The sequence below is a fragment of the Ensifer sp. 22460 genome (assembly GCF_052044935.1).
Classification (GTDB): Bacteria; Pseudomonadota; Alphaproteobacteria; order Rhizobiales; family Rhizobiaceae; genus Ensifer.
On record NZ_JBQENZ010000001.1, the window covers coordinates 318,668 to 337,335 of the forward strand.

Consider the following 18,668-nt stretch of genomic DNA (forward strand, 5'->3'; position numbering starts at 1 on the left):
CTGGCATGCGGGTTTGCGCCGCGCATCCCGACCTCATCGGCATCAGCCGTTTTCCGGGTCGAGCAGACGATGCATGTGGACGATGAAATAGCGCATGTGAGCGTTGTCGACGGTCATCTGCGCCTTGGATTTCCAGGCAACGAGAGCGCTATCGTAGTCCGGGTAGATGCCGACGATATCGAGCTTGTCCAGATCGCGGAAGTGGACGTCCGTCAGCGTGGTGAGTTCACCGCCAAAGACGAGGTGCAGACGTTGTTTCTTCTCGGATTCGTGAGCCATCGGAATTCCATTTTTCTTTTTGGGTATGGGCGTTGATTTGAGGCATTCGGCCCCAAAGGTCAATGGGGCTCCATCGACCGCGATGCGGCGATCAGGCCTGGCAAGAGCGGCTTTGCCGCTGCGCAGAGAACGCCGTGAACAACGCTGGAGCGATTGTAGGACAAGGGCTGCTCGTCGAGATCGACGAGCGCGCCACCGGCCCGGGCGAGAATGAGATCGGCCGCAGCCAGATCCCAATCATGGGAATTCTTCTTCACCAGCGTACCGTCGATCCGCCCGTCGGCAACCATGGCCAGCCGATAGGCAAGCGACGGAACATGCGGCACGCGCGTGACGGTGTTGCGATAGACGGCCGGAAGCTTGCCGACCGTATCTTCGGCGGCCGCCAGATGCAGCATTTCCCCGGCCTTTGCCTCTCGCACCGAGATCGCCGTGCCGTTCTTCAGCGCGCTACCGCCGGCGACCGCCTCGAAGAGTTCGTCAAGCGCCGGAGCATAGAGGACGCCGGCGACGGGCTGCCCCCGGTGGACGACGGCAACACTGACGCACCAGAGCTCCTTGCCGGCGATGAAGGCACGCGTGCCGTCGATCGGATCGACGACGAAGACCGTTTCCCGGGTCAGGCGGCTGGAGTCGTCGTCGGTCTCTTCCGACAGCCAGCCGTAGTGGGGCCGCGCCGCAAGCAGCCGCGTCTTCAGCACATCGTTTGCCGCCAGATCCGCTTCGCTGACCGGCGAGCGGCCCTCGTTCTTCCAGCGGACGTCGGGCGATTTGCGAAAATAACCGAGCGCCGTTTCCCCGGCGACGACCGCGGCGGCGCGGATCAACTCGAGATCCGGCTTCCAGTCCGCGCCCGATGGTGCTGTGTCAAACATTCAAAACCCCGTCAGCCCGCCTCTCCTATAGCACGAGAGCCGGATCGGCGCGGGTCCCCGCGCCGGTTTGTCTTCGGCCTGTTTAGAGACCAGCGAGCGTCATGCCCTCGATGGCAAGCGTTGGTGCGGCAACGCCGAACTTGCGATCGATGTCGTCTGCCGGCGTCAATGCCATGAACATGTCCTTGAGATTGGAGGCGATCGTCACCTCCGAAACGGCAAAGGTGAGTTCGCCGTTCTCGATCCAGAAGCCGGAGGCGCCGCGGCTGTATTCGCCGGTCACCATGTTGACGCCGTGGCCGATCAGTTCGGTCACGTAGAAGCCGTTGCCGACACCGCGGATCAGATCCTCACGCGAGATCGAACCCGGCTCGAGCGCCAGATTGGTCGAGGCCGGGTTGACCGTCGGGCCGCCGCGCACACCGCGGCCGTTGGTCTCCAGACCGAGTTCGGCCGCTGCCGAGGTCGACAGGAACCAATGGTTCAGCACACCGTCCTCGACCATCACGAGCTTTTCGCCGCTGACACCTTCGCCGTCGAAGGGACGCGAAGAAGAGCCGCGCACGATCAGCGGGTCGTCGGTCACAGAAAGACCCGCCTTCATCACCTGCTTGCCCATCCGGTCACGCAGGAAGCTCGTCTTGCGGGCGACGGCCGCACCGTTGATCGCGCCCGCCAGATGGCCGACGAAGCCGCGCGCCATGCGCGGATCGAAGACGACGGTGACGTTCTTGGCCGTCGGCACCTGGCGCGGATTGAGGCGCGCGACCGCACGTTCGCCCGCAAGGCGGCCGATCTCCTCGGCCGGCCGGAGATCACCGACATAGAGGCGGCTGTCGAAATCGTAGTCGCGCTCCATCTTCGTGCCTTCGCCGGCAATCGCGCTGACGGAGCAACCGAAACGGGTCGCCATGTAGGAGCCGGAGAAACCGTGCGAGGTAACGAGAACCAGACCGCCCATGCCGGCCGAAGCGCCGGCACCGCTGGAGTTGGTGACGCCTGAGACCGCAAGTGCTGCCTCTTCGGCAGCCAATGCCGCTTCCGTCAACGAATCCGTGGAAACGGCGGTGGGGTCGAAGAGGTCGAGGTCGGGATAGGAGCTTGCCAGCCGGTCCGCATCGGCGAGCGAGGCAAAGGGATCCTCCGGCGAAGCCTTGGCCATGGCGACGGCGCGTTCGGCGAGCAGCTTCAGATCAAAGCCCGGATTGGCCGAAACGCTGGCGACGCGTCGCCCGACGAATACTCGCAGCGAGAAATCGTCGCTTTCGGAGGCTTCCGTCGCTTCGACCTTGCCGAGGCGCACGGAGACAGAACGGGAGCGCCCGCGTACCACCACCGCATCCGCCGCATCGGCGCCGGCCTTGCGGGCGAGGTCCACGAGTTCGGAGGCGCGTTTTTCGAGGTCGGCAGAATCGATCGTGTCTGACATGATGTAGCCTTTCATTCCTGCCCCATTTATTGTGCAGTGACGCAGGCATCAAGGGCATCGGCCTGATTCCCGCCCATACACCGCAAATGACCGCTCTCGAAAGCTCCCTCATCGGGGCCGGGTGCCCAATAGTGAAAGCCGCAGGCATGGCAACGACACCGATCATCTATTCTCAGGCGCTGATGCTGCTCGGCGGCGCAGTGGTCGCCGCACCAATCTTCAAGCGGCTCGGCCTCGGCACTATCCTCGGCTATCTCTGCGCCGGCGTACTCATCGGTCCGGTCGCCCAAAGCATCACCGACGGCGAGCAGATCCTGCATGTCTCGGAGCTCGGCGTCGTGTTCCTGCTGTTCATCATCGGGCTCGAATTGAAACCGTCACGTCTCTGGCAGATGCGGCGCGATATCTTCGGCCTCGGCACGGCGCAAGTCGTGCTGACCGGCATCGTGCTCTCTTCGATGATCTATGCCCTCGGGCTTCTCGGCCAGGGCGGCAGCATCATCGCCGGCTTCGGCCTGGCGCTGTCGTCGACCGCCTTTGCCATGCAGATCCTCGACGAGGGCAACGACCGCAACACCCGCTACGGGCAGCGATCCTTCTCCATTCTCCTGCTGCAGGATCTCGCGATCGTGCCGCTGCTGGCGCTGATCCCGCTTATGGCGGCGCAAGCGCCTGAGGATACGACACCGCCGCTCGAGGATTTTGCGATCGCCACCACAGCGATCGTCGTGCTCTTTGCTGCCGGGCGCTACCTCGTGAACCCCCTGTTCCAGATCATCGGCCGCACGGGCGCCCGCGACGTCATGATCGCAGCGGCCCTGCTCGTCGTCATGGGCGCGGCGACCATGATGCAGCTTGCCGGCCTCTCCATGGCGATGGGTGCCTTCCTCGCGGGCGTGCTCTTGGCGGAATCCTCCTATCGCCATGAACTCGAAGCGGATATCGAACCGTTCCGCGGTATCCTGCAGGCGCTGTTCTTCATGGCCGTCGGTCTGTCGCTGGAGCTTGGCGTCATCGTCGAGCGCTACCAGCTGATCATCATCGCCGTGCCGCTCTTGATGGCGCTGAAGAGCCTGGTGCTCTACTGGCTCTGCCGGCTCACCGGATCCCACCACAACGACGCGGTGCGCATCAGCCTGCTGCTGCCGCAGGGCGGAGAATTCGGCTTCGTGCTGTTCACCGCGGCGGCAACCGCTGGCGTCTTCTCGGATGGCGACGCCTCGTTACTGGTTGCGATCGTGACACTGTCGATGGCGCTGACGCCGCTTGCCTCCATGCTGGCCGCAAAGCTGATGCGCGAACAGGATGAGATGGACGAGGAGATCGAGGAAGATTTCGACGGCGCCAATGCCGACGTGCTGATGATCGGCTTCTCCCGCTTCGGCCAGATCGCCGCGCAAATCCTGCTCGCCGGCGGTCGCGACGTGACGATCATCGACCATTCGGCCGCGCGCGTGCGCCAGGCCGCGACCTTCGGCTTCCGCATCTATTTCGGCGACGGCAATCGTCTCGACGTGCTGCGCGCCGCCGGCATCGAACGGGCCAAGATCGTCGCCGTCTGTACCCAGAAGAAGGAAACGACCGACCACATCATCGACCTCGTGCAGTCCGAATACCCAAATGCACGCATCTACGCCCGCTCCTACGACCGCCTGCATACGCTGGAACTGCGCGCCAAAGGCGTCGACTACGAATTGCGCGAGACTTTCGAGTCCGGCCTGCTCTTCGGCCGCAAGACACTGGAGGCTTTGGGGGTCGGCGACGACGAGGCAATCGCCATCATGGACGACATCCGCAAGCGCGACGAGGCCCGGCTCGTGCTGCAGGAGGCCGAAGGCATCACAGCCGGTCGCGACATGCTGCATTCGCGTCCCGTCCGACCGGAGCCGCTGGTCAAGCCGAAGCGCGAGGTCGATCACTCCCAGGAGACGGGCGAACGGATCCTGCCGGGGCTTCCTGCCGACGAGCGCGAGAGCGCGTAGTCTCGCTCAGGCGAACCGCCCCTCAGTCGTCGGCGTTCACTTGAGCGTCGGCGCCCGCATCCGCTCGTCGAGCGCCCGTTTCAGCTGGTCCTTGATGGCGACGGTTCCGTTCAGCACGTCCTGGGCCCGCAGAAAATCCATCACCCGGTAGCGGCCGACATCGGGGCGCAGCAGGATATCCGGTGCCCCTTCCTTGAGCTTCATCGCGATGATCGACTGCATCATCAACTGGCTCGCACCGAACAGGCTGTCGATGCGGCTCGGGATCGTCTTGCCGTCGCCGTCAGGACCACCGACGACGTCGACGGCGATGACGATGTCCGCCAGGCCGCGCAGATGATCGAAGGGGATAGGGTTGTAGATGCCGCCGTCGATCATCACGCGCCCGCCGATCTTCACCGGGATGAAGATCGCCGGCAGGGCAGCGGAGGCAGCCAGCGCCTGCCACAGGTCACCCTTTTCGCAGATATGTTCTGTCTGGCCGTAATAGTCGGTAGCGACCACCTTGAGCGGAATGCCTAGATCCGAGAACTTCGGCGGAATGGCCTCGGGCAGAAAAGCCCTGAGAACGCGCTCGACATTGAATTGCCCGAAACGAAAACCGTTCGCCATGGCTTCGGAAAGGCTCGACGGCCGCAATTGCCAGAGCCGATTGAGGACCTCGCGGCGATGGCCGATGGTCGAGAGCGTGTGGCCCCTGATCTCTTCGCCGCGCATGCCGGCCGCCATGCCGGCACCCATGATTGCGCCTATCGAAGAGCCGGCGATCGCCACCGGGCGAATGCCGAGCTCGTCCAGGGCCTCGATGACGTGAATATGCGCAAGCCCGCGCGCGCCGCCGCCGCCAAGCGCCAGGGCCACCGTCGGTTGGCTCGTCACCTGCGTCGGCGCCTTCGTCATCGAAAGATCCTGCTTCATCGGCATGTCCTCCGCTTCTGCATGATTCCCTAAAGCGGAATCATTTTAAGGACAAATTATGCAGAAGGTCGCCGTAAGGCGCGGGATAAGGAAACGTGTATGGTCGGCGTCAGCCTATCTTCGCAAAGAAATCGAAAATATGACGGTCAGGCACCGCGGAAGCGGTAGAAATGCATGCGTGTATCGCCGAAGGCTCTGACATCGAGCCGCTCGAACACGGCCGTCGGCGCGGGCTGAACGTCCGCCCGCTCTTCGAGGATCACCAGTGCATCGGGGACGAGCCAATTGCCGGCGGCGGCAGATTCCAGCGCCTTCTCGCCGAGACCCTTCGCGTAGGGCGGATCGGCGAAAACCAGATGAAACGGCTCCATCGTGCCGACGCCGCCGAGGCTGGTGGCGTCACGGCGGAAGACCTTGGCTCGGCCCTGGAGGCCGAGCGTTTCGATGTTCGTCTGCAGAAGTCCCCTGCCCTCGACGCCCTGCTCGACGAAGAGTGCCTGCCGGCACCCGCGTGAGAGAGCCTCGAAGCCAACGGCGCCGGTCCCCGCAAAAAGGTCGAGCACACGGGTGCCGTCGAGCGCCTCCGGATAGGAATGGCTCAGGATGTTGAACAGGCTTTCGCGCGTCCGGTCCGTGGTCGGACGGATATCGTTGGACTTGGGGGTCGCAAGGCTGCGCCCCCGAAACTCTCCACCGACGATACGCACCGCCGCTTAGTTTCCTCTGCCGCGCGGCTTGCCGCCGCCGGCCGGGCGTCCGCCACCACCGGAGCGTCCAGCGCCGCCGGGGCGCCCACCGCCGGGTTTGCCGCCGCCGGGCTTGCCACCGCGCGGACCGCCAGTGCGTTCGCCAAAGGACTTTCCACCGGACGGCTTGCCCCCGAAGGACTTGCCGCGGGGTTTATCGCCGAACGGACGGTCCCCGCCTTCACGGCGCGGCGGACGATCGCCCTCGGCGCGTGGGGCTCTTGGCTTGTCGGAATAGCTGCGCGGGCCGCCGTCGGCGCGGGCAGGCCGATCACCGAACGGTCGGTCTCCACCTTCGCGGCGTGGCGGACGATCGCCCTCGGCACGCGGGGTCCTCGGCTTGTCGGAATAGCTGCGTGGACCACCCTCGGAGCGGGCAGGTCGATCACCACGCGGGCGGTCGCCACCTTCGCGGCGGGCAGGCCGGTCGCCATCGGCGCGCGGGAACCGCGGCTTGTCGGAGAAGCTGCGCGGCCCGCCTTCAGAACGAGCAGGACGGTCGCCGCCTTCACGGCGCGCAGGACGGTCACCGTGATCGCGCGACCTGCGGTCTCCCGCGTCGCCCGCCTTGCGCCGACCGAAGCCGCCATCCCGGCCCTCGTCCTTGCCGCGACGGGCAGGCTCGCTGGCGCTGATCCATTCGCCCTCTTCGTCGCGACGCTTGACCGGCGCGGCCGCAGCGGGACGATCGAAGTCCCTGTGCGAGCCGCCCTTGCGGTCCGGGTCGAACTTGCCGGATGTCTTCGTCGCAAAGCCATCCTTGCTGCGACCGTAGCGCTTGGTCTTCGGCGCGCCTTCCGGACGCTCGCGACGGGCGGGCTTCTCCGTGGCGTCGCCTTCAGCGGATTTCGGCTTCTTTTCGGCCAGCGGACGGGCGCCCGGCGCCATCCAGACATTGGCGGTGCGGGCGCGCTGCGCCGGCGCGCGCTTCGGCCGGTCCTCAAACTTGGCGTCACGGTCGTCGCGGGAGCCGCCCTTGCCACGAGGACCGTCCTTGCGGCCGCCGTCACGGCGATCGTCGCGACGCGTGTCGAGCCGGGCCAGAGCACGCTCGCGCTTGTCCTCCGGCTTTTCCCAGCGGTTGGCACGTTCAGGCCGGCGCGTATCGGCGGTATCATCCTCCGGCGCGTCGCCGGCTACGGTCGCTGCCTGATCGTTGTAAAGCGGTGCGTCGAAGTTTGCCTTGGCATCCTCGATCAGGCGCGGCCCGAGCTGATCGCGGAGCGTCCGGCCACGGATTTCCTGGACATGTCCCTCCGGCAGTTCGCCGAGCTGGAAGGGTCCATAGGAAATGCGGATGAGGCGGTTGACGTCGAGACCGAGCGCGCCGAGCACGTTCTTGATCTCGCGGTTCTTGCCTTCGCGCAGCCCCATGGTGATCCAGACGTTCGAGCCCTGCACCCGGTCCAGCGTCGCCTCGATCGCGCCATAGAGCACGCCGTCGACGGCGATGCCGTCCTTCAGCCGGTCGAGCGCTTCCTGATCGATCTCGCCGTGGGCGCGAACGCGGTAGCGGCGCAGCCAGCCGGTCGACGGTAGTTCGAGCACACGGGCAAGACCACCATCGTTGGTCAAAAGCAGCAGGCCCTCGGTGTTGATGTCGAGGCGGCCGATCGACAGAACGCGCGGCAGTTCGTCGGGCAGGTTTTCGAATACGGTTGGGCGGCCTTCCGGATCGGCATTGGTGGTCACTAGGCCGGCCGGCTTGTGGTAGAGCCAGAGGCGCGTGCGCTCGATGCCGCGGATCGGCTGACCATCGACCTCGATCGCATCGGCAAGCGTCGCGTTGACGACCGGCGTATCGAGAATGACGCCGTTGAGCTTGATGCGGCCTTCCATGATCATGCGCTCGACGTCGCGGCGCGAGGCGACGCCGGCGCGCGCCAGGATCTTGGAGATGCGCTGCGGTTCGTCGACACCCGGAGCAGCCGCGTTCGGGCGCTCCCTGGCCGGACGCGAAGCGCCGGTCTTTGGTCCGAAGGACTTGGGGCCGTCAGCCTTCGGTCCGGAGGTCTTGGCGCCAAATGTCTTCGGGCCTGCAACCTTTTTCGGTGCTCCAGCCTTCTTGTCGGCGAAATGCGGTTTCTTGTCCCGGCCGGCGGACTTGCCGCCAGGCCGTGTGGGCTTGTCTTTGGATGTCATTTGTGTTGCCTGCCTTTTGCGGCTGTCCTATCAGGTCGCGGCCCGTGGGTTAAGAGAAATTATTGTTTGAGCGATGGCTGAGACGACACACTTCATGGATGTGGCCCTTGAGGAGGCCAGGAAGGCGGCAGAACGCGGCGAAGTGCCGATCGGCGCCGTGGTCGTTTTCGATGGCCAGATCGTCTCCCGCGCCGGCAATCGCACCCGTGAACTCAACGACGTGACTGCACATGCGGAGATTGTCGCCATCCGCGAGGCTGCTGCCGTCCTCAAGGACGAAAGGCTGACGGGCGCCGATCTCTACGTCACCCTCGAACCCTGCACCATGTGCGCCGCGGCGATTTCGTTCGCCCGCATCCGCCGCCTCTACTACGGCGCGGACGATCCGAAGGGCGGCGCGGTCGACAGCGGCGTGCGCTTCTTCGGTTCTCCCACCTGCCATCACGTGCCGGACGTTTATTCGGGCCTCGCCGAGCGCGAGGCTGCCGACCTTCTCAGGAATTTCTTCGCCGGCAAGCGGTGAAACCAATCCCGACTCTGAACGCGAGCCCGTTTCAGATTTTCTTGAGGTCGCCTCAGTCGGCCGCGAAGCTTTCGAGGGCCGCGCCGGAGAGACGGTAGCGCGTCCATTCGGACATCGGCTCGGCACCGACCGCCTCGTAGACCCGTATCGCCGGCTCGTTCCAGTCGAGCACGCTCCATTCGAAGCGGCCGCAGCCTTCCTTGACGGCAATTTTCGCCAGATGCTTCAGCAGCATCTTGCCAGCGCCGGAGCCACGGCAATCCGGCGTAACGTAAAGGTCCTCAAGGTAGAGACCCTTGCGTGCCTGCCAGGTCGAATAGTTGTAGAACCACATGGCGAAGCCTGCGGGCTTGCCGTCCTTCTCGCAGATCACGGCGCGGGTAATGGAACCCGGACCAAAGAGCGAGGCCTGCAACATCTCGACCGTCGCCTCGACTGCGTCGGGCTCCTTCTCGTAGATGGCAAGTTCGGTGATGAAGCGCAGAATGGTCTGCGCGTCTTCCGGGCGAGCGTCGCGAATGCTGATCGTCATGGCTTATGCGCTGCTTAGAAAGGCCAATACCACTTGGAGCCGGAATTCTTGATCTGCGCCTCCTTCTTGCGGCGGCGCTCCTTGTCCTTCTCCGGCTCGCCGAGTTCGGTCTCGGTACCCTCCGGCAGGCGGCGGTAATCAAGCGGCGGATCGCTGAGGAAGCGTCGCTTGTCGGAATAGGCGCCCATCTCGATCTTACGGCCTGCGCGATAAGCTTCCTGCTGCTCCTTGGCCGAGAGCCGGCGGCCGTTGGCGCTAGCCTTGGCAAGCGGGGAAACGTAGTTCGGGTTGTTCTTGTTCGCGTCGGCCTCTTCGCGCAGACGGTTGCGAACCTCTTCCGGAGACTCGACCCATTCCGGGTTAGCCTCACGGCTGGCAAGCGACTTCTGCGGCTCGACGAGAGCAGTCTGCTGCGCCGACGGCGGCAGAACGAGGCCGGGGCGCGGCTGATACTTGACCGGATCACGCTTCGGCGGGCCGAAGCTGGCGACGCTGCCGAGGTCGTCCATGAGCTGTTCGCCGGCGGTCTTGTCCGTGCCATAGGTCGGGCCGCCGATGCAGCCCGAAAGCACCAGGCCGCTCGTCAAAATGGCGGCCACGCTGGCAAACACTCGCAACTCTCGCGTCATTTCCATGAGATTCCTTCCAGCCGGCCACCGGTCAGCGCGGCCACTCAAGCGCCCATGGCGGAGAAATCCGCCAAATTTCGGGCAGGTTTTACCGGATGAACGCAACGAGTGCAATTCATCCGGTAACAATGCGTTAAGCCTTGAAACCAAGTTCGCGCAAGGCAGCGGCGTCACGGGCCGACACGTCGGGGTAGATCGGGTCGGAACCGACATCGGTCGTGATCCGCCAGGAGCGGGCGCATTTCTGGCCTTCGGCAAGCTTCGGCACGACGCTCACCTTGGCCACGTCGGCAAGGCGGAACGCATCCGCAGGGCCTTCCGCGGCTTCGATCACGATGCCCGACGTGATGCAGATCTCGGCGAAGTCCTGGCCTTCCAGCGCCTTCAAGAGTTCCGGATCGGCGACGTAGACGACCGGAGCCGCTTCCAGCGACGAGCCGATGCGCTTGTCCTTGCGCTCGATCTCGAGCGCACCGGTGACAACGGTGCGGACCGTACGGATCTTGTCCCACTTGGCTTCGAGCGCATCGTTCTTCCATTCCGCCGGGATCGCCGGGAACTGTTCGAGATGCACCGAAACCGCATCGGGCTTCCGCGACAGCCAGGCTTCTTCCGAGGTGAACGGCAGCATCGGCGCCAGCCACAGGACGAGGCAATCGAAGAGCTTGCGGATGACGGCGAGTGCCGAACGGCGGCGCAGGCTCGACGGCGCATCGCAGTAGAGCGCGTCCTTGCGCACGTCGAAATAGAAAGCCGAGAGCTCGACGTTCGAGAAATCGATCAACGCACGGGCGATCTTCTTGAAGTCGAAGGCATCGTAGCCTTCGCGCACAAGCTGATCGAGTTCCGCCAGCCGATGCAGCATCAGCTTTTCGAGTTCCGGCATGTCGGCATAGGCGATCTCTTCACCCTTGTCGTGGGCAAGCGTGCCGAGCATCCAGCGGACCGTGTTGCGCAGCTTGCGATAGGCGTCGATGTTGGTCTGGATGATCGTCTTGCCGAGACGCTGATCCTCCCAATAGTCCGTCGTCATCACCCACAGGCGCAGGATATCGGCGCCGGCATCCTTCATCACCTCCTGCGGCGTGACGGTGTTGCCCTTGGACTTCGACATCTTCTCGCCCTTCTCATCCATGGTGAAGCCATGGGTGACAACGGCGTTGTAGGGCGCGCGGCCGCGCGTCGCGCAGGCCTCGAGCAGCGAGGAATGGAACCAGCCGCGATGCTGGTCCGAACCTTCGAGATAGACGTCGGCCGGCCACTTCAGGTCCGGACGGTCTTCGAGCGTAAAGGTGTGGGTCGAACCGGAATCGAACCAGACGTCGAGGATGTCCATGACCTGGTGCCACTTTTCGTGGTCGTGGTCGTTTCCGAGGAAGCGATCCTTGGCACCTTCGGCAAACCAGGCGTCCGCACCTTCCTGCTCGAAAGCGTCGAGGATGCGGGCGTTGACGGCCTCGTCGATCAGGATCTCACCCTGGTCGTCGGCAAAGATCGCGATCGGCACGCCCCAGGCGCGCTGACGCGAGAGCACCCAGTCCGGGCGTCCCTCGATCATCGCGCGCAGGCGGTTCTGGCCGGCGCCGGGAACGAAGCGGGTGTCGTCGATCGCCGAAAGCGCACGCGAACGCAGCGTCGATCCGTCGCCGAACGCCTTGTCCATATAGACGAACCATTGCGGTGTGTTGCGGAAGATCACCGGCTTCTTGGAACGCCAGGAATGCGGATAGGAATGCTTCAGGCGGCCGCGGGCAAAGAGCGCATGACGGGCGATCAGCGCCTTGATGACGCGATCGTTGGCGTCGCCCTTCTTGCCCTTGTCGTCGATGACGCGGCCGGCGCCACCTTCGGCATCGGGACCGAAGCCATGGGCGTCGGCAGTGAAGTAGCCGGCATCGTCGACCGTGAACGGGATCGCCGAGGAGATACCGCGGGCTTCGAGCGCGCGGGCGCTGTCCATCCAGGCATCAAAGTCCTCGCGACCGTGGCCGGGGGCGGTGTGCACGAAGCCCGTACCGGCGTCGTCGGTCACATGGTCGCCGTCGAGTAGCGGCACCTTGAAGGCGTAGCCGCCGCCGAGACCATGCAGCGGATGGGCGCAGGTGACCGACGACAGCTCGTCGGCTTCGAGGTCGCGAACGAAGTTGAAGGTGAGCTTGGCCTTGGCTGCGGATTCGTCCGCAAGGCGCTTGGCGAAGATCAGCTTCTCGCCCGGCTGCGGACCGAAGTCGTTCTCGGCGGTCGCCACTTCGTAGAGACCATAGGCATAACGCGACGAGAAGGCGATGGCGCGGTTGCCCGGGATGGTCCAGGGCGTGGTCGTCCAGATTACGACAAAGCTGCCGGCAAGGCTGTCCGGACCTTCGGTGACCGGGAACTTCACCCAGATCATGTCGCTTTCGACATCGGCATATTCGACTTCGGCTTCGGCAAGCGCGGTGCGCTCGACGACCGACCACATGACCGGCTTGGAGCCGCGGTAGAGTTGGCCGAGCTTGGCGATCTTCATCAGTTCGCCAGCGATGCGCGCTTCCGCATGGAAGTTCATCGTCGTGTAGGGATTGTCGAAGTCGCCCTCGATGCCGAGGCGCTTGAACTCCTCGGCTTGGACCTGGATCCAGCCGGAGGCGAAGTCACGGCACTCCTTGCGGAATTCGTTGACCGGGACCTCGTCCTTGTTCTGGCCCTTCTCGCGGTACTTCTCTTCGATCTTCCACTCGATCGGCAGACCATGGCAGTCCCAGCCGGGCACATAGTTGGCGTCGAAGCCGCGCATCTGGAACGAGCGATTGATGACGTCCTTGAGGATCTTGTTCAGCGCATGGCCGATGTGGATGTTGCCGTTCGCATAGGGCGGGCCGTCATGCAGCACAAACTTGTCGCGGCCGGCGGCCGATGCGCGCAGCTTCTTGTAGAGGCCCATCTGCTGCCAGCGGGCCACCGTTTCCGGCTCCTTCTGCGGCAGGCCGGCGCGCATCGGGAATTCCGTCTGCGGCAGATAAAGGGTCGAGGAGTAGTCGATCTTTTCAGCGGTGTCGGTCATGGTCTTTGCAATCGCTTCTTCGCGCGAGGGGCCGCGCATACGAAATGGGCTCGGTATCGAGAGATGACTGGGGCGTCGGAAACGCCGAAATCCCGGACCTTCCGGCTGACTAAAGCGCGCGGAAGGCCGGGCCAATAATTCGCTGATCGATGATCAATCGACGGTGCCGGGTCATGGTGGCCGGTTGTTTAAGGCGTTTTCGGGCTTTTGAAAAGGTCCGCCGCCACAGCAACGCCGAAATCTTTTATCGGGCGAAGTTGAGCTTGCGGTCGATGTCGCCGAGCGGCTGCACGCCGGCGAGCAACGCCCGCGCCTCTGCCTCGTCCTGACGGATCTGCGCCACCAGCGGATCAAGCCCGTCGAACTTCAGTTCGTCGCGCAGGTAGCCGAAGAAGGTGACCGCACAGATCTCGCCGTAGAGATCGCCCGAAAAGTCGAAGACGAAGGTTTCGAGCAAGGGCTCACCGTCGCTATCGACAGTCGGGCGGCGCCCGAAGCTCGCGACACCGTCATAGAGCGAACCGTCGGCCCGGCGGAAGCGCACGGCGTAGATGCCCGGCCTGAGTTCCACCTCGGGTGCAAGCCGCATATTGGCGGTGGGAAAGCCAAGTTCGCGGCCGAGCTTCTTGCCGCCGATCACTTCCGCCTCGACCAGATAGCGATAGCCGAGCATGCCGGCAGCTTGCGAGACATCCCCTTCGCCAAGCAGCGAGCGCACGTAACTGGACGAGATGACCGATGCGTTTTCGTCGCGGAAGGCATCGACGAGCGTCACGCCAAATCCGTAATCGCCGCCGGCCGCCATCAGGAAGGCGGGGCCGCCCTCGCGCCCCTTGCCGAAGTGGAAATCGAAGCCGGTGACGACATGCGAGGCGTGCAGCCATTCGAGCAGGATACGGTGGATAAAATCCGATGCGGAAAGCTGCGAGAAGGTGCGGTCGAACGGATACTCGATGACGGCGCCGAAACCCATGCCTTCGAGGATGCGCGCCTTCAGCGGTGCCGGCGTCAGCCGGAAGACCGGGGTTTCCGGACGGAACACGGTTCTCGGATGCGGCTCGAAGGTCAGCACGAGCGCCGGCACACCGCGCGCTTTGGCCTCTTCCAGCGCCCGATTGAGCACCGATTGGTGACCACGGTGCACGCCGTCGAAGTTACCGATCGCGACGACGCCGCCGCGCAGATGCTGCGGAAGCGGATCACGGGTCTCGTTGCGATGAAAAACCGTCATCTCCGTCTTCCCGTCAGGCGAGCCGTGGCATCCAATATTTCGGCGAGGCGCCTTCCTTCTTCAGGAAGGCGGCGAGCTTCGCCTCGTCGGTGCGGCTTTCGTTCATGTATTCCTGGGCGTGGATACCGGCACTGATATAGAGCAGATCGAAGCCAGCATCCTGGGCGCCCTTGACGTCCGTCGGCATACCGTCGCCAACGGCGATGACACGCGACAGGTCAAGCGCGCCGCGAACGGCCTTCGCCTCCGTCAGCGCCGCACGGTAGATGGCGATATAGGGCTTGCCGGCAATGCGCGCTTCGCCACCGAGCTCTTCGTAGAGCTTGGCGATTGCGCCGGCACAGGGGATCAGCCGGTGGCCGCGTTCGACCACCAGATCGGGATTGGCACAGATGAACGGGATCTTGCGCTTGGCAAGGCCCGTCAGCGTCGCGCGGTAATGCTCCGGCGTTTCGGTTTCGTCGTCATAGAAGCCGGCACAGACGACCGTCTCAGCATCTTCCGACGAAACGATCTGCGTTCCCAGGCCTTCGAGCAGCGGCAGGTCGCGCTCGGCACCGATGAAGAAGATCTTTTTGGCGGCGGCGGCGATCAGCGCGCGGGTCACATCGCCCGAGGTCACGATCCGGTCGTAGGCTTCGTCCGGCACGCCGAGACCGCGGATCTGGATCTTCACACCCGGATGCGGACGCGGCGAGTTGGTGATCAGCACCACAGTCAGGCCGGCGGCACGCGCCTCGGCCAACGCCTCGCAAGCGGAGGCAAAGGCCTGCACGCCGTTATGAAGAACGCCCCAGACATCGCACAGCACCACGTCGTAGCGCGCAGCGATTTCCCGAAAACTGTTGATCCTTGCGGCCATTCTGGCTTCCTGCAAACACGGTTTCCGGCTTGCATGGCAAGGAAGGCAGGAGATTACAAGTCTCGGCGCCCGAAAAAGGCGCCCCCTCCCAAGGATTCCGGCGGTGTCGGGCGTCAAAGAAAAGTGCATTGCCGATGCCGCCCGCTTCGCCAAAGCACTTTGTAGCGGTTATCAACCGTCAAAATCCCGCCAATGCCATTCGTCGACGCGATCGCCTACATTTCGCCAAGAATGGGGCTAGGCTGCCTACGCCCTCGCCTGCTGCGCTCGCCCAAGGCTACTGCCGCCGGCAAAAAATCTAGGCGCCGATCCTTGACTCACCCCATACCCAGGCTTATCTCGGCATCGCTAGCACTCGATAAATGAGAGTGCTAACACCCATCCATCGGGTCGATCAGCGATCCGTAATGTCATTTGATCGAGGGATTAGACTAATGGCAAGCACCAACTTCCGCCCGCTGCACGACCGCGTCGTCGTTCGCCGCGTCGAGTCTGAAGAGAAGACCAAGGGCGGTATCATCATTCCGGACACCGCCAAGGAAAAGCCGCAGGAAGGCGAAATCGTCGCCGTCGGTTCGGGCGCCCGTGACGAAAGCGGCAAGGTTGTTGCTCTCGACGTCAAGGCTGGCGACCGCGTTCTGTTCGGCAAGTGGTCGGGCACCGAAGTCAAGATCAACGGCGAAGACCTTCTGATCATGAAGGAAGCCGACATCATGGGCATCATCGGCTGATCAGCCGTCGTCCACCCCTTTTTATGACAACCAATGGGCAATGAGCCCGGGAGTTTTCTCTAATGGCTGCAAAAGAAATCAAGTTCGGCCGCACCGCGCGCGAAAAGATGCTGCGTGGCGTCGACATCCTCGCTGACGCGGTAAAGGTCACGCTCGGCCCGAAGGGTCGTAACGTCATCATCGACAAGTCCTTCGGCGCTCCGCGCATCACCAAGGACGGCGTATCGGTCGCCAAGGAAATCGAACTCGAAGACAAGTTCGAAAACATGGGCGCCCAGATGGTCCGCGAAGTTGCTTCGAAGACCAACGACATCGCCGGCGACGGCACCACGACTGCAACCGTTCTTGCCCAGGCGATCGTTCGCGAAGGCGCCAAGGCCGTTGCTGCCGGCATGAACCCGATGGACCTGAAGCGCGGTATCGACCTCGCCGTCACCGAAGTCGTCAAGGATCTCCAGGCCAAGGCCAAGAAGATCAACACTTCGGAAGAAGTCGCACAGGTCGGCACGATCTCGGCAAACGGCGAGCGTCAGATCGGCCTCGACATTGCTGAAGCGATGCAGAAGGTCGGCAACGAAGGCGTCATCACGGTTGAAGAAGCCAAGACCGCCGAAACCGAACTCGAAGTCGTCGAAGGCATGCAGTTCGACCGCGGCTACCTCAGCCCCTACTTCGTCACCAACCCGGAAAAGATGGTCGCTGACCTCGACGACGTCTTCGTTCTCCTCCACGAGAAGAAGCTCTCGAACCTCCAGGCCATGCTCCCGGTTCTCGAAGCTGTCGTTCAGACCGGCAAGCCGCTCCTGATCATCGCTGAAGACGTAGAAGGCGAAGCTCTTGCAACGCTCGTCGTCAACAAGCTGCGTGGCGGCCTGAAGATTGCTGCTGTCAAGGCTCCGGGCTTCGGCGATCGCCGCAAGGCCATGCTCGAAGACATCGCCATCCTGACGGGCGGCACCGTGATCTCCGAAGACCTCGGCATCAAGCTCGAAAACGTCACGCTCGACATGCTCGGCCGTGCGAAGAAGGTTTCGATCTCCAAGGAAAACACGACGATCGTCGACGGCGCCGGCCAGAAGGCCGACATCGAAGGCCGCGTTGCCCAGATCAAGGCCCAGATCGAAGAAACCACCTCCGACTACGACCGCGAAAAGCTGCAGGAACGTCTTGCCAAGCTCGCTGGCGGCGTTGCCGTGATCCGCGTTGGCGGCTCGACGGAAGTCGAAGTGAAGGAAAAGAAGGACCGCATCGACGACGCTCTCAACGCGACGCGCGCTGCTGTTCAGGAAGGCATCGTACCGGGCGGCGGCGTTGCCCTGCTGCGTTCTTCCGTCAAGATCACCGTCAAGGGTGCCAACGACGACCAGGAAGCCGGCATCAACATCGTTCGTCGCGCTCTGCAGGCTCCGGCCCGCCAGATCGCAGAGAACGCTGGTGACGAAGCTTCGATCGTTGTCGGCAAGATCCTCGACAAGGACCAGGACAACTTCGGCTACAACGCCCAGACCGGCGAATATGGCGACATGATCGCCATGGGCATCATCGACCCGGTCAAGGTCGTTCGCACCGCCCTTCAGGACGCAGCTTCGGTTGCCGGCCTCCTCGTCACGACGGAAGCCATGATCGCCGAACTGCCGAAGAAGGACGCACCTGCTGGCATGCCGGGCGGCATGGGCGGCATGGGTGGAATGGACATGATGTGATAAGGCGATAGCCTTTTCACATTAGCGATCCATCCGGATCGGAAGGGCGGCCCTCGGGTCGCCCTTTCTCGTTTTTTATCAATGCCGTTCGCGGCTGGGCGAGCCCCCCGCCAATCTCTCCGCAGAAAAAAGCCGCCGGTTGTAGTCCGGTTTCAAAAAACCGTTGAAGTCGAAAAAAAACGAACTATAACAGCGCCCCAAGTGGGCGGAGATTGATGGGAGATCGGGTAGCGAACTCAAGCGGGCGAACAATCGCCGAAGCTTTTTCGCACTAACCGAACATCCGAGACCTCTTCGAGAATATCACGAAAAGCATATAAGTATTTAATCGCAAATTGAGCCGACCTCCCCGACGAAATTACTTCGTAGGCGAGCTTCATTACTATCTCGCGACCTTTCGAGTTGAACAAACGCCCGCAATAGGTGGCGTGTACTCTTGCATTGGTTGATGGTTGGGCGGAATTTGCACAATAGGACGTGTTTCCTGGGGCGTCGAAGACGATGTCCAGGAATGCTGCTGGGGTAGACCGTGTTCAAGATCACGAGAGCAAATTCCGTTCCCCTCGGCTCTCCGGGACAGCCGCACCTCGACCTGCCACATCATGAGTTCCTGCAACAGTTCTGTGCGGCGGAAGGCTGGTCGGGCGACTTGTCCACGGGGCTGTTCCGGCTTGGCGAGAAAGCTGCCGCCATCCATGGCCTGCGCGACGGCGAATGCGGCCTGCTCAACTTCGTGCGCTGCTACGACCCAGCCGACCGCAACCACGTGCTCGAGCTTTTCGAGCAGGCGGCGACAAGCTGCTCATCCTTCTGCTTTTCGACGACGATCGCACTCGAAGAGCACGGCCAGAAACAGCCGCTGTTCTGCATCGGCGAATCCTCAGGCCTCGAACAGCGCTATTCCGGCACGATAACGGGTGTCTTCTTCTTCCCGCGCTTCCTGGTGGAAGGCGCCGGCCGGACGTTGCTGCGGCAATAGCGCAAGCCTGACCCGGCCGACAGTTCGCGCAGACAAGGCGCTCGCCATGGACGCGACCCTCGCG

The 18,668-nt window shown here is 63.4% G+C and carries 16 protein-coding genes; 5 read left to right on the forward strand and 11 right to left on the reverse strand.

Translation table 11 applies throughout. The annotated features are described in order from the left end of the window. Window positions 1-42: 42 nt before the first annotated feature. The 3 genes from ACTJKM_RS01545 to ACTJKM_RS01555 form a co-directional block, all read right to left on the reverse strand. Window positions 43-279 (reverse strand): DUF4170 domain-containing protein, encoded by a 237-nt coding sequence (locus ACTJKM_RS01545; protein ID WP_057250859.1) that lies wholly within the window; start codon window positions 277-279, stop codon window positions 43-45. A 59-nt stretch (window positions 280-338) separates the two neighbouring features. Further along, window positions 339-1,154: a 3'(2'),5'-bisphosphate nucleotidase CysQ gene (locus ACTJKM_RS01550; RefSeq protein WP_058320437.1), complete on the reverse strand. Its 816-nt coding sequence runs from the start codon at window positions 1,152-1,154 to the stop codon at window positions 339-341. Window positions 1,155-1,236: 82 nt separating this feature from the next. Further along, window positions 1,237-2,583: a TldD/PmbA family protein gene (locus ACTJKM_RS01555; protein WP_440659898.1), complete on the reverse strand. Its 1,347-nt coding sequence runs from the start codon at window positions 2,581-2,583 to the stop codon at window positions 1,237-1,239. 146 nt (window positions 2,584-2,729) lie between these two features. Here ACTJKM_RS01555 and ACTJKM_RS01560 point away from each other — a divergent pair, with 146 nt between their 5' ends. Continuing rightward, entirely contained in the window at window positions 2,730-4,565 is a 1,836-nt protein-coding gene (locus ACTJKM_RS01560; protein WP_058325442.1) for a monovalent cation:proton antiporter-2 (CPA2) family protein, read from the forward strand. 36 nt (window positions 4,566-4,601) lie between these two features. Here ACTJKM_RS01560 and ACTJKM_RS01565 read toward each other — a convergent pair whose 3' ends face one another. The 3 genes from ACTJKM_RS01565 to ACTJKM_RS01575 form a co-directional block, all read right to left on the reverse strand. Then, window positions 4,602-5,483 (reverse strand): patatin-like phospholipase family protein, encoded by an 882-nt coding sequence (locus tag ACTJKM_RS01565; RefSeq protein ID WP_057250862.1) that lies wholly within the window; start codon window positions 5,481-5,483, stop codon window positions 4,602-4,604. A gap of 146 nt (window positions 5,484-5,629) precedes the next feature. Continuing rightward, window positions 5,630-6,190: a 16S rRNA (guanine(966)-N(2))-methyltransferase RsmD gene (rsmD, locus tag ACTJKM_RS01570; RefSeq protein WP_057250863.1), complete on the reverse strand. Its 561-nt coding sequence runs from the start codon at window positions 6,188-6,190 to the stop codon at window positions 5,630-5,632. Between the two features lie 6 nt (window positions 6,191-6,196). Further along, window positions 6,197-8,371: a pseudouridine synthase gene (locus ACTJKM_RS01575; RefSeq protein WP_058325441.1), complete on the reverse strand. Its 2,175-nt coding sequence runs from the start codon at window positions 8,369-8,371 to the stop codon at window positions 6,197-6,199. Window positions 8,372-8,444: 73 nt separating this feature from the next. Between ACTJKM_RS01575 and ACTJKM_RS01580 the strand changes: the two genes are divergently transcribed. Beyond that, window positions 8,445-8,894, forward strand: coding sequence for a nucleoside deaminase (locus tag ACTJKM_RS01580; protein ID WP_057250867.1), 450 nt, complete (start codon window positions 8,445-8,447; stop codon window positions 8,892-8,894). A gap of 52 nt (window positions 8,895-8,946) precedes the next feature. Here the strand turns inward: ACTJKM_RS01580 and ACTJKM_RS01585 are convergent, their stop codons facing one another. From ACTJKM_RS01585 to ACTJKM_RS01605, 5 genes are all read right to left on the reverse strand, one after another. After that, the gene (locus ACTJKM_RS01585) at window positions 8,947-9,426 is read right to left on the reverse strand and encodes a GNAT family N-acetyltransferase (protein ID WP_057250869.1); all 480 of its coding nucleotides are present in this window, start codon (window positions 9,424-9,426) and stop codon (window positions 8,947-8,949) included. Window positions 9,427-9,440: 14 nt separating this feature from the next. Next, window positions 9,441-10,061 carry a hypothetical protein gene (locus ACTJKM_RS01590; protein ID WP_057250871.1) on the reverse strand — a complete coding sequence of 207 codons (621 nt, stop codon included), beginning with the start codon at window positions 10,059-10,061 and terminating at the stop codon, window positions 9,441-9,443. Between the two features lie 127 nt (window positions 10,062-10,188). Next, window positions 10,189-13,098: an isoleucine--tRNA ligase gene (ileS, locus tag ACTJKM_RS01595; protein WP_113477628.1), complete on the reverse strand. Its 2,910-nt coding sequence runs from the start codon at window positions 13,096-13,098 to the stop codon at window positions 10,189-10,191. 244 nt (window positions 13,099-13,342) lie between these two features. Beyond that, window positions 13,343-14,329, reverse strand: coding sequence for a bifunctional riboflavin kinase/FAD synthetase (locus tag ACTJKM_RS01600; protein ID WP_440659879.1), 987 nt, complete (start codon window positions 14,327-14,329; stop codon window positions 13,343-13,345). 13 nt (window positions 14,330-14,342) lie between these two features. After that, the gene (locus ACTJKM_RS01605) at window positions 14,343-15,191 is read right to left on the reverse strand and encodes a TIGR01459 family HAD-type hydrolase (RefSeq protein WP_057250874.1); all 849 of its coding nucleotides are present in this window, start codon (window positions 15,189-15,191) and stop codon (window positions 14,343-14,345) included. A 434-nt stretch (window positions 15,192-15,625) separates the two neighbouring features. On the opposite strand from ACTJKM_RS01605, the gene groES reads away from it, so the two are divergent. The 3 genes from groES (at window position 15,626) to ACTJKM_RS01620 (ending at window position 18,604) form a co-directional block, all read left to right on the forward strand. Next, window positions 15,626-15,922 carry a co-chaperone GroES gene (gene groES / locus ACTJKM_RS01610; RefSeq protein ID WP_004675403.1) on the forward strand — a complete coding sequence of 99 codons (297 nt, stop codon included), beginning with the start codon at window positions 15,626-15,628 and terminating at the stop codon, window positions 15,920-15,922. 62 nt (window positions 15,923-15,984) lie between these two features. After that, complete coding sequence (groL, locus tag ACTJKM_RS01615; protein WP_057250876.1) at window positions 15,985-17,625, forward strand: chaperonin GroEL; 1,641 nt, start codon at window positions 15,985-15,987, stop codon at window positions 17,623-17,625. Between the two features lie 529 nt (window positions 17,626-18,154). Beyond that, window positions 18,155-18,604 carry a hypothetical protein gene (locus ACTJKM_RS01620; protein WP_057250878.1) on the forward strand — a complete coding sequence of 150 codons (450 nt, stop codon included), beginning with the start codon at window positions 18,155-18,157 and terminating at the stop codon, window positions 18,602-18,604. Window positions 18,605-18,668: the final 64 nt, after the last annotated feature.

What these genes read in the sequence shown, in the direction of transcription:
- ACTJKM_RS01550 (WP_058320437.1), bottom strand. Translation starts at nt 1,154, where the DNA reads ATGTTTGACACAGCACCATCGGGCGCGGACTGGAAGCCGGATCTCGAG.
- ACTJKM_RS01580 (WP_057250867.1), top strand. Translation starts at nt 8,445, where the DNA reads ATGGCTGAGACGACACACTTCATGGATGTGGCCCTTGAGGAGGCCAGG.
- groL (WP_057250876.1), top strand. Translation starts at nt 15,985, where the DNA reads ATGGCTGCAAAAGAAATCAAGTTCGGCCGCACCGCGCGCGAAAAGATG.
- ACTJKM_RS01600 (WP_440659879.1), bottom strand. Translation starts at nt 14,329, where the DNA reads ATGACGGTTTTTCATCGCAACGAGACCCGTGATCCGCTTCCGCAGCAT.
- groES (WP_004675403.1), top strand. Translation starts at nt 15,626, where the DNA reads ATGGCAAGCACCAACTTCCGCCCGCTGCACGACCGCGTCGTCGTTCGC.
- ACTJKM_RS01565 (WP_057250862.1), bottom strand. Translation starts at nt 5,483, where the DNA reads ATGAAGCAGGATCTTTCGATGACGAAGGCGCCGACGCAGGTGACGAGC.
- ACTJKM_RS01545 (WP_057250859.1), bottom strand. Translation starts at nt 279, where the DNA reads ATGGCTCACGAATCCGAGAAGAAACAACGTCTGCACCTCGTCTTTGGC.
- ileS (WP_113477628.1), bottom strand. Translation starts at nt 13,098, where the DNA reads ATGACCGACACCGCTGAAAAGATCGACTACTCCTCGACCCTTTATCTG.
- ACTJKM_RS01555 (WP_440659898.1), bottom strand. Translation starts at nt 2,583, where the DNA reads ATGTCAGACACGATCGATTCTGCCGACCTCGAAAAACGCGCCTCCGAA.
- ACTJKM_RS01590 (WP_057250871.1), bottom strand. Translation starts at nt 10,061, where the DNA reads ATGGAAATGACGCGAGAGTTGCGAGTGTTTGCCAGCGTGGCCGCCATT.
- ACTJKM_RS01575 (WP_058325441.1), bottom strand. Translation starts at nt 8,371, where the DNA reads ATGACATCCAAAGACAAGCCCACACGGCCTGGCGGCAAGTCCGCCGGC.
- ACTJKM_RS01560 (WP_058325442.1), top strand. Translation starts at nt 2,730, where the DNA reads ATGGCAACGACACCGATCATCTATTCTCAGGCGCTGATGCTGCTCGGC.
- ACTJKM_RS01605 (WP_057250874.1), bottom strand. Translation starts at nt 15,191, where the DNA reads ATGGCCGCAAGGATCAACAGTTTTCGGGAAATCGCTGCGCGCTACGAC.
- ACTJKM_RS01585 (WP_057250869.1), bottom strand. Translation starts at nt 9,426, where the DNA reads ATGACGATCAGCATTCGCGACGCTCGCCCGGAAGACGCGCAGACCATT.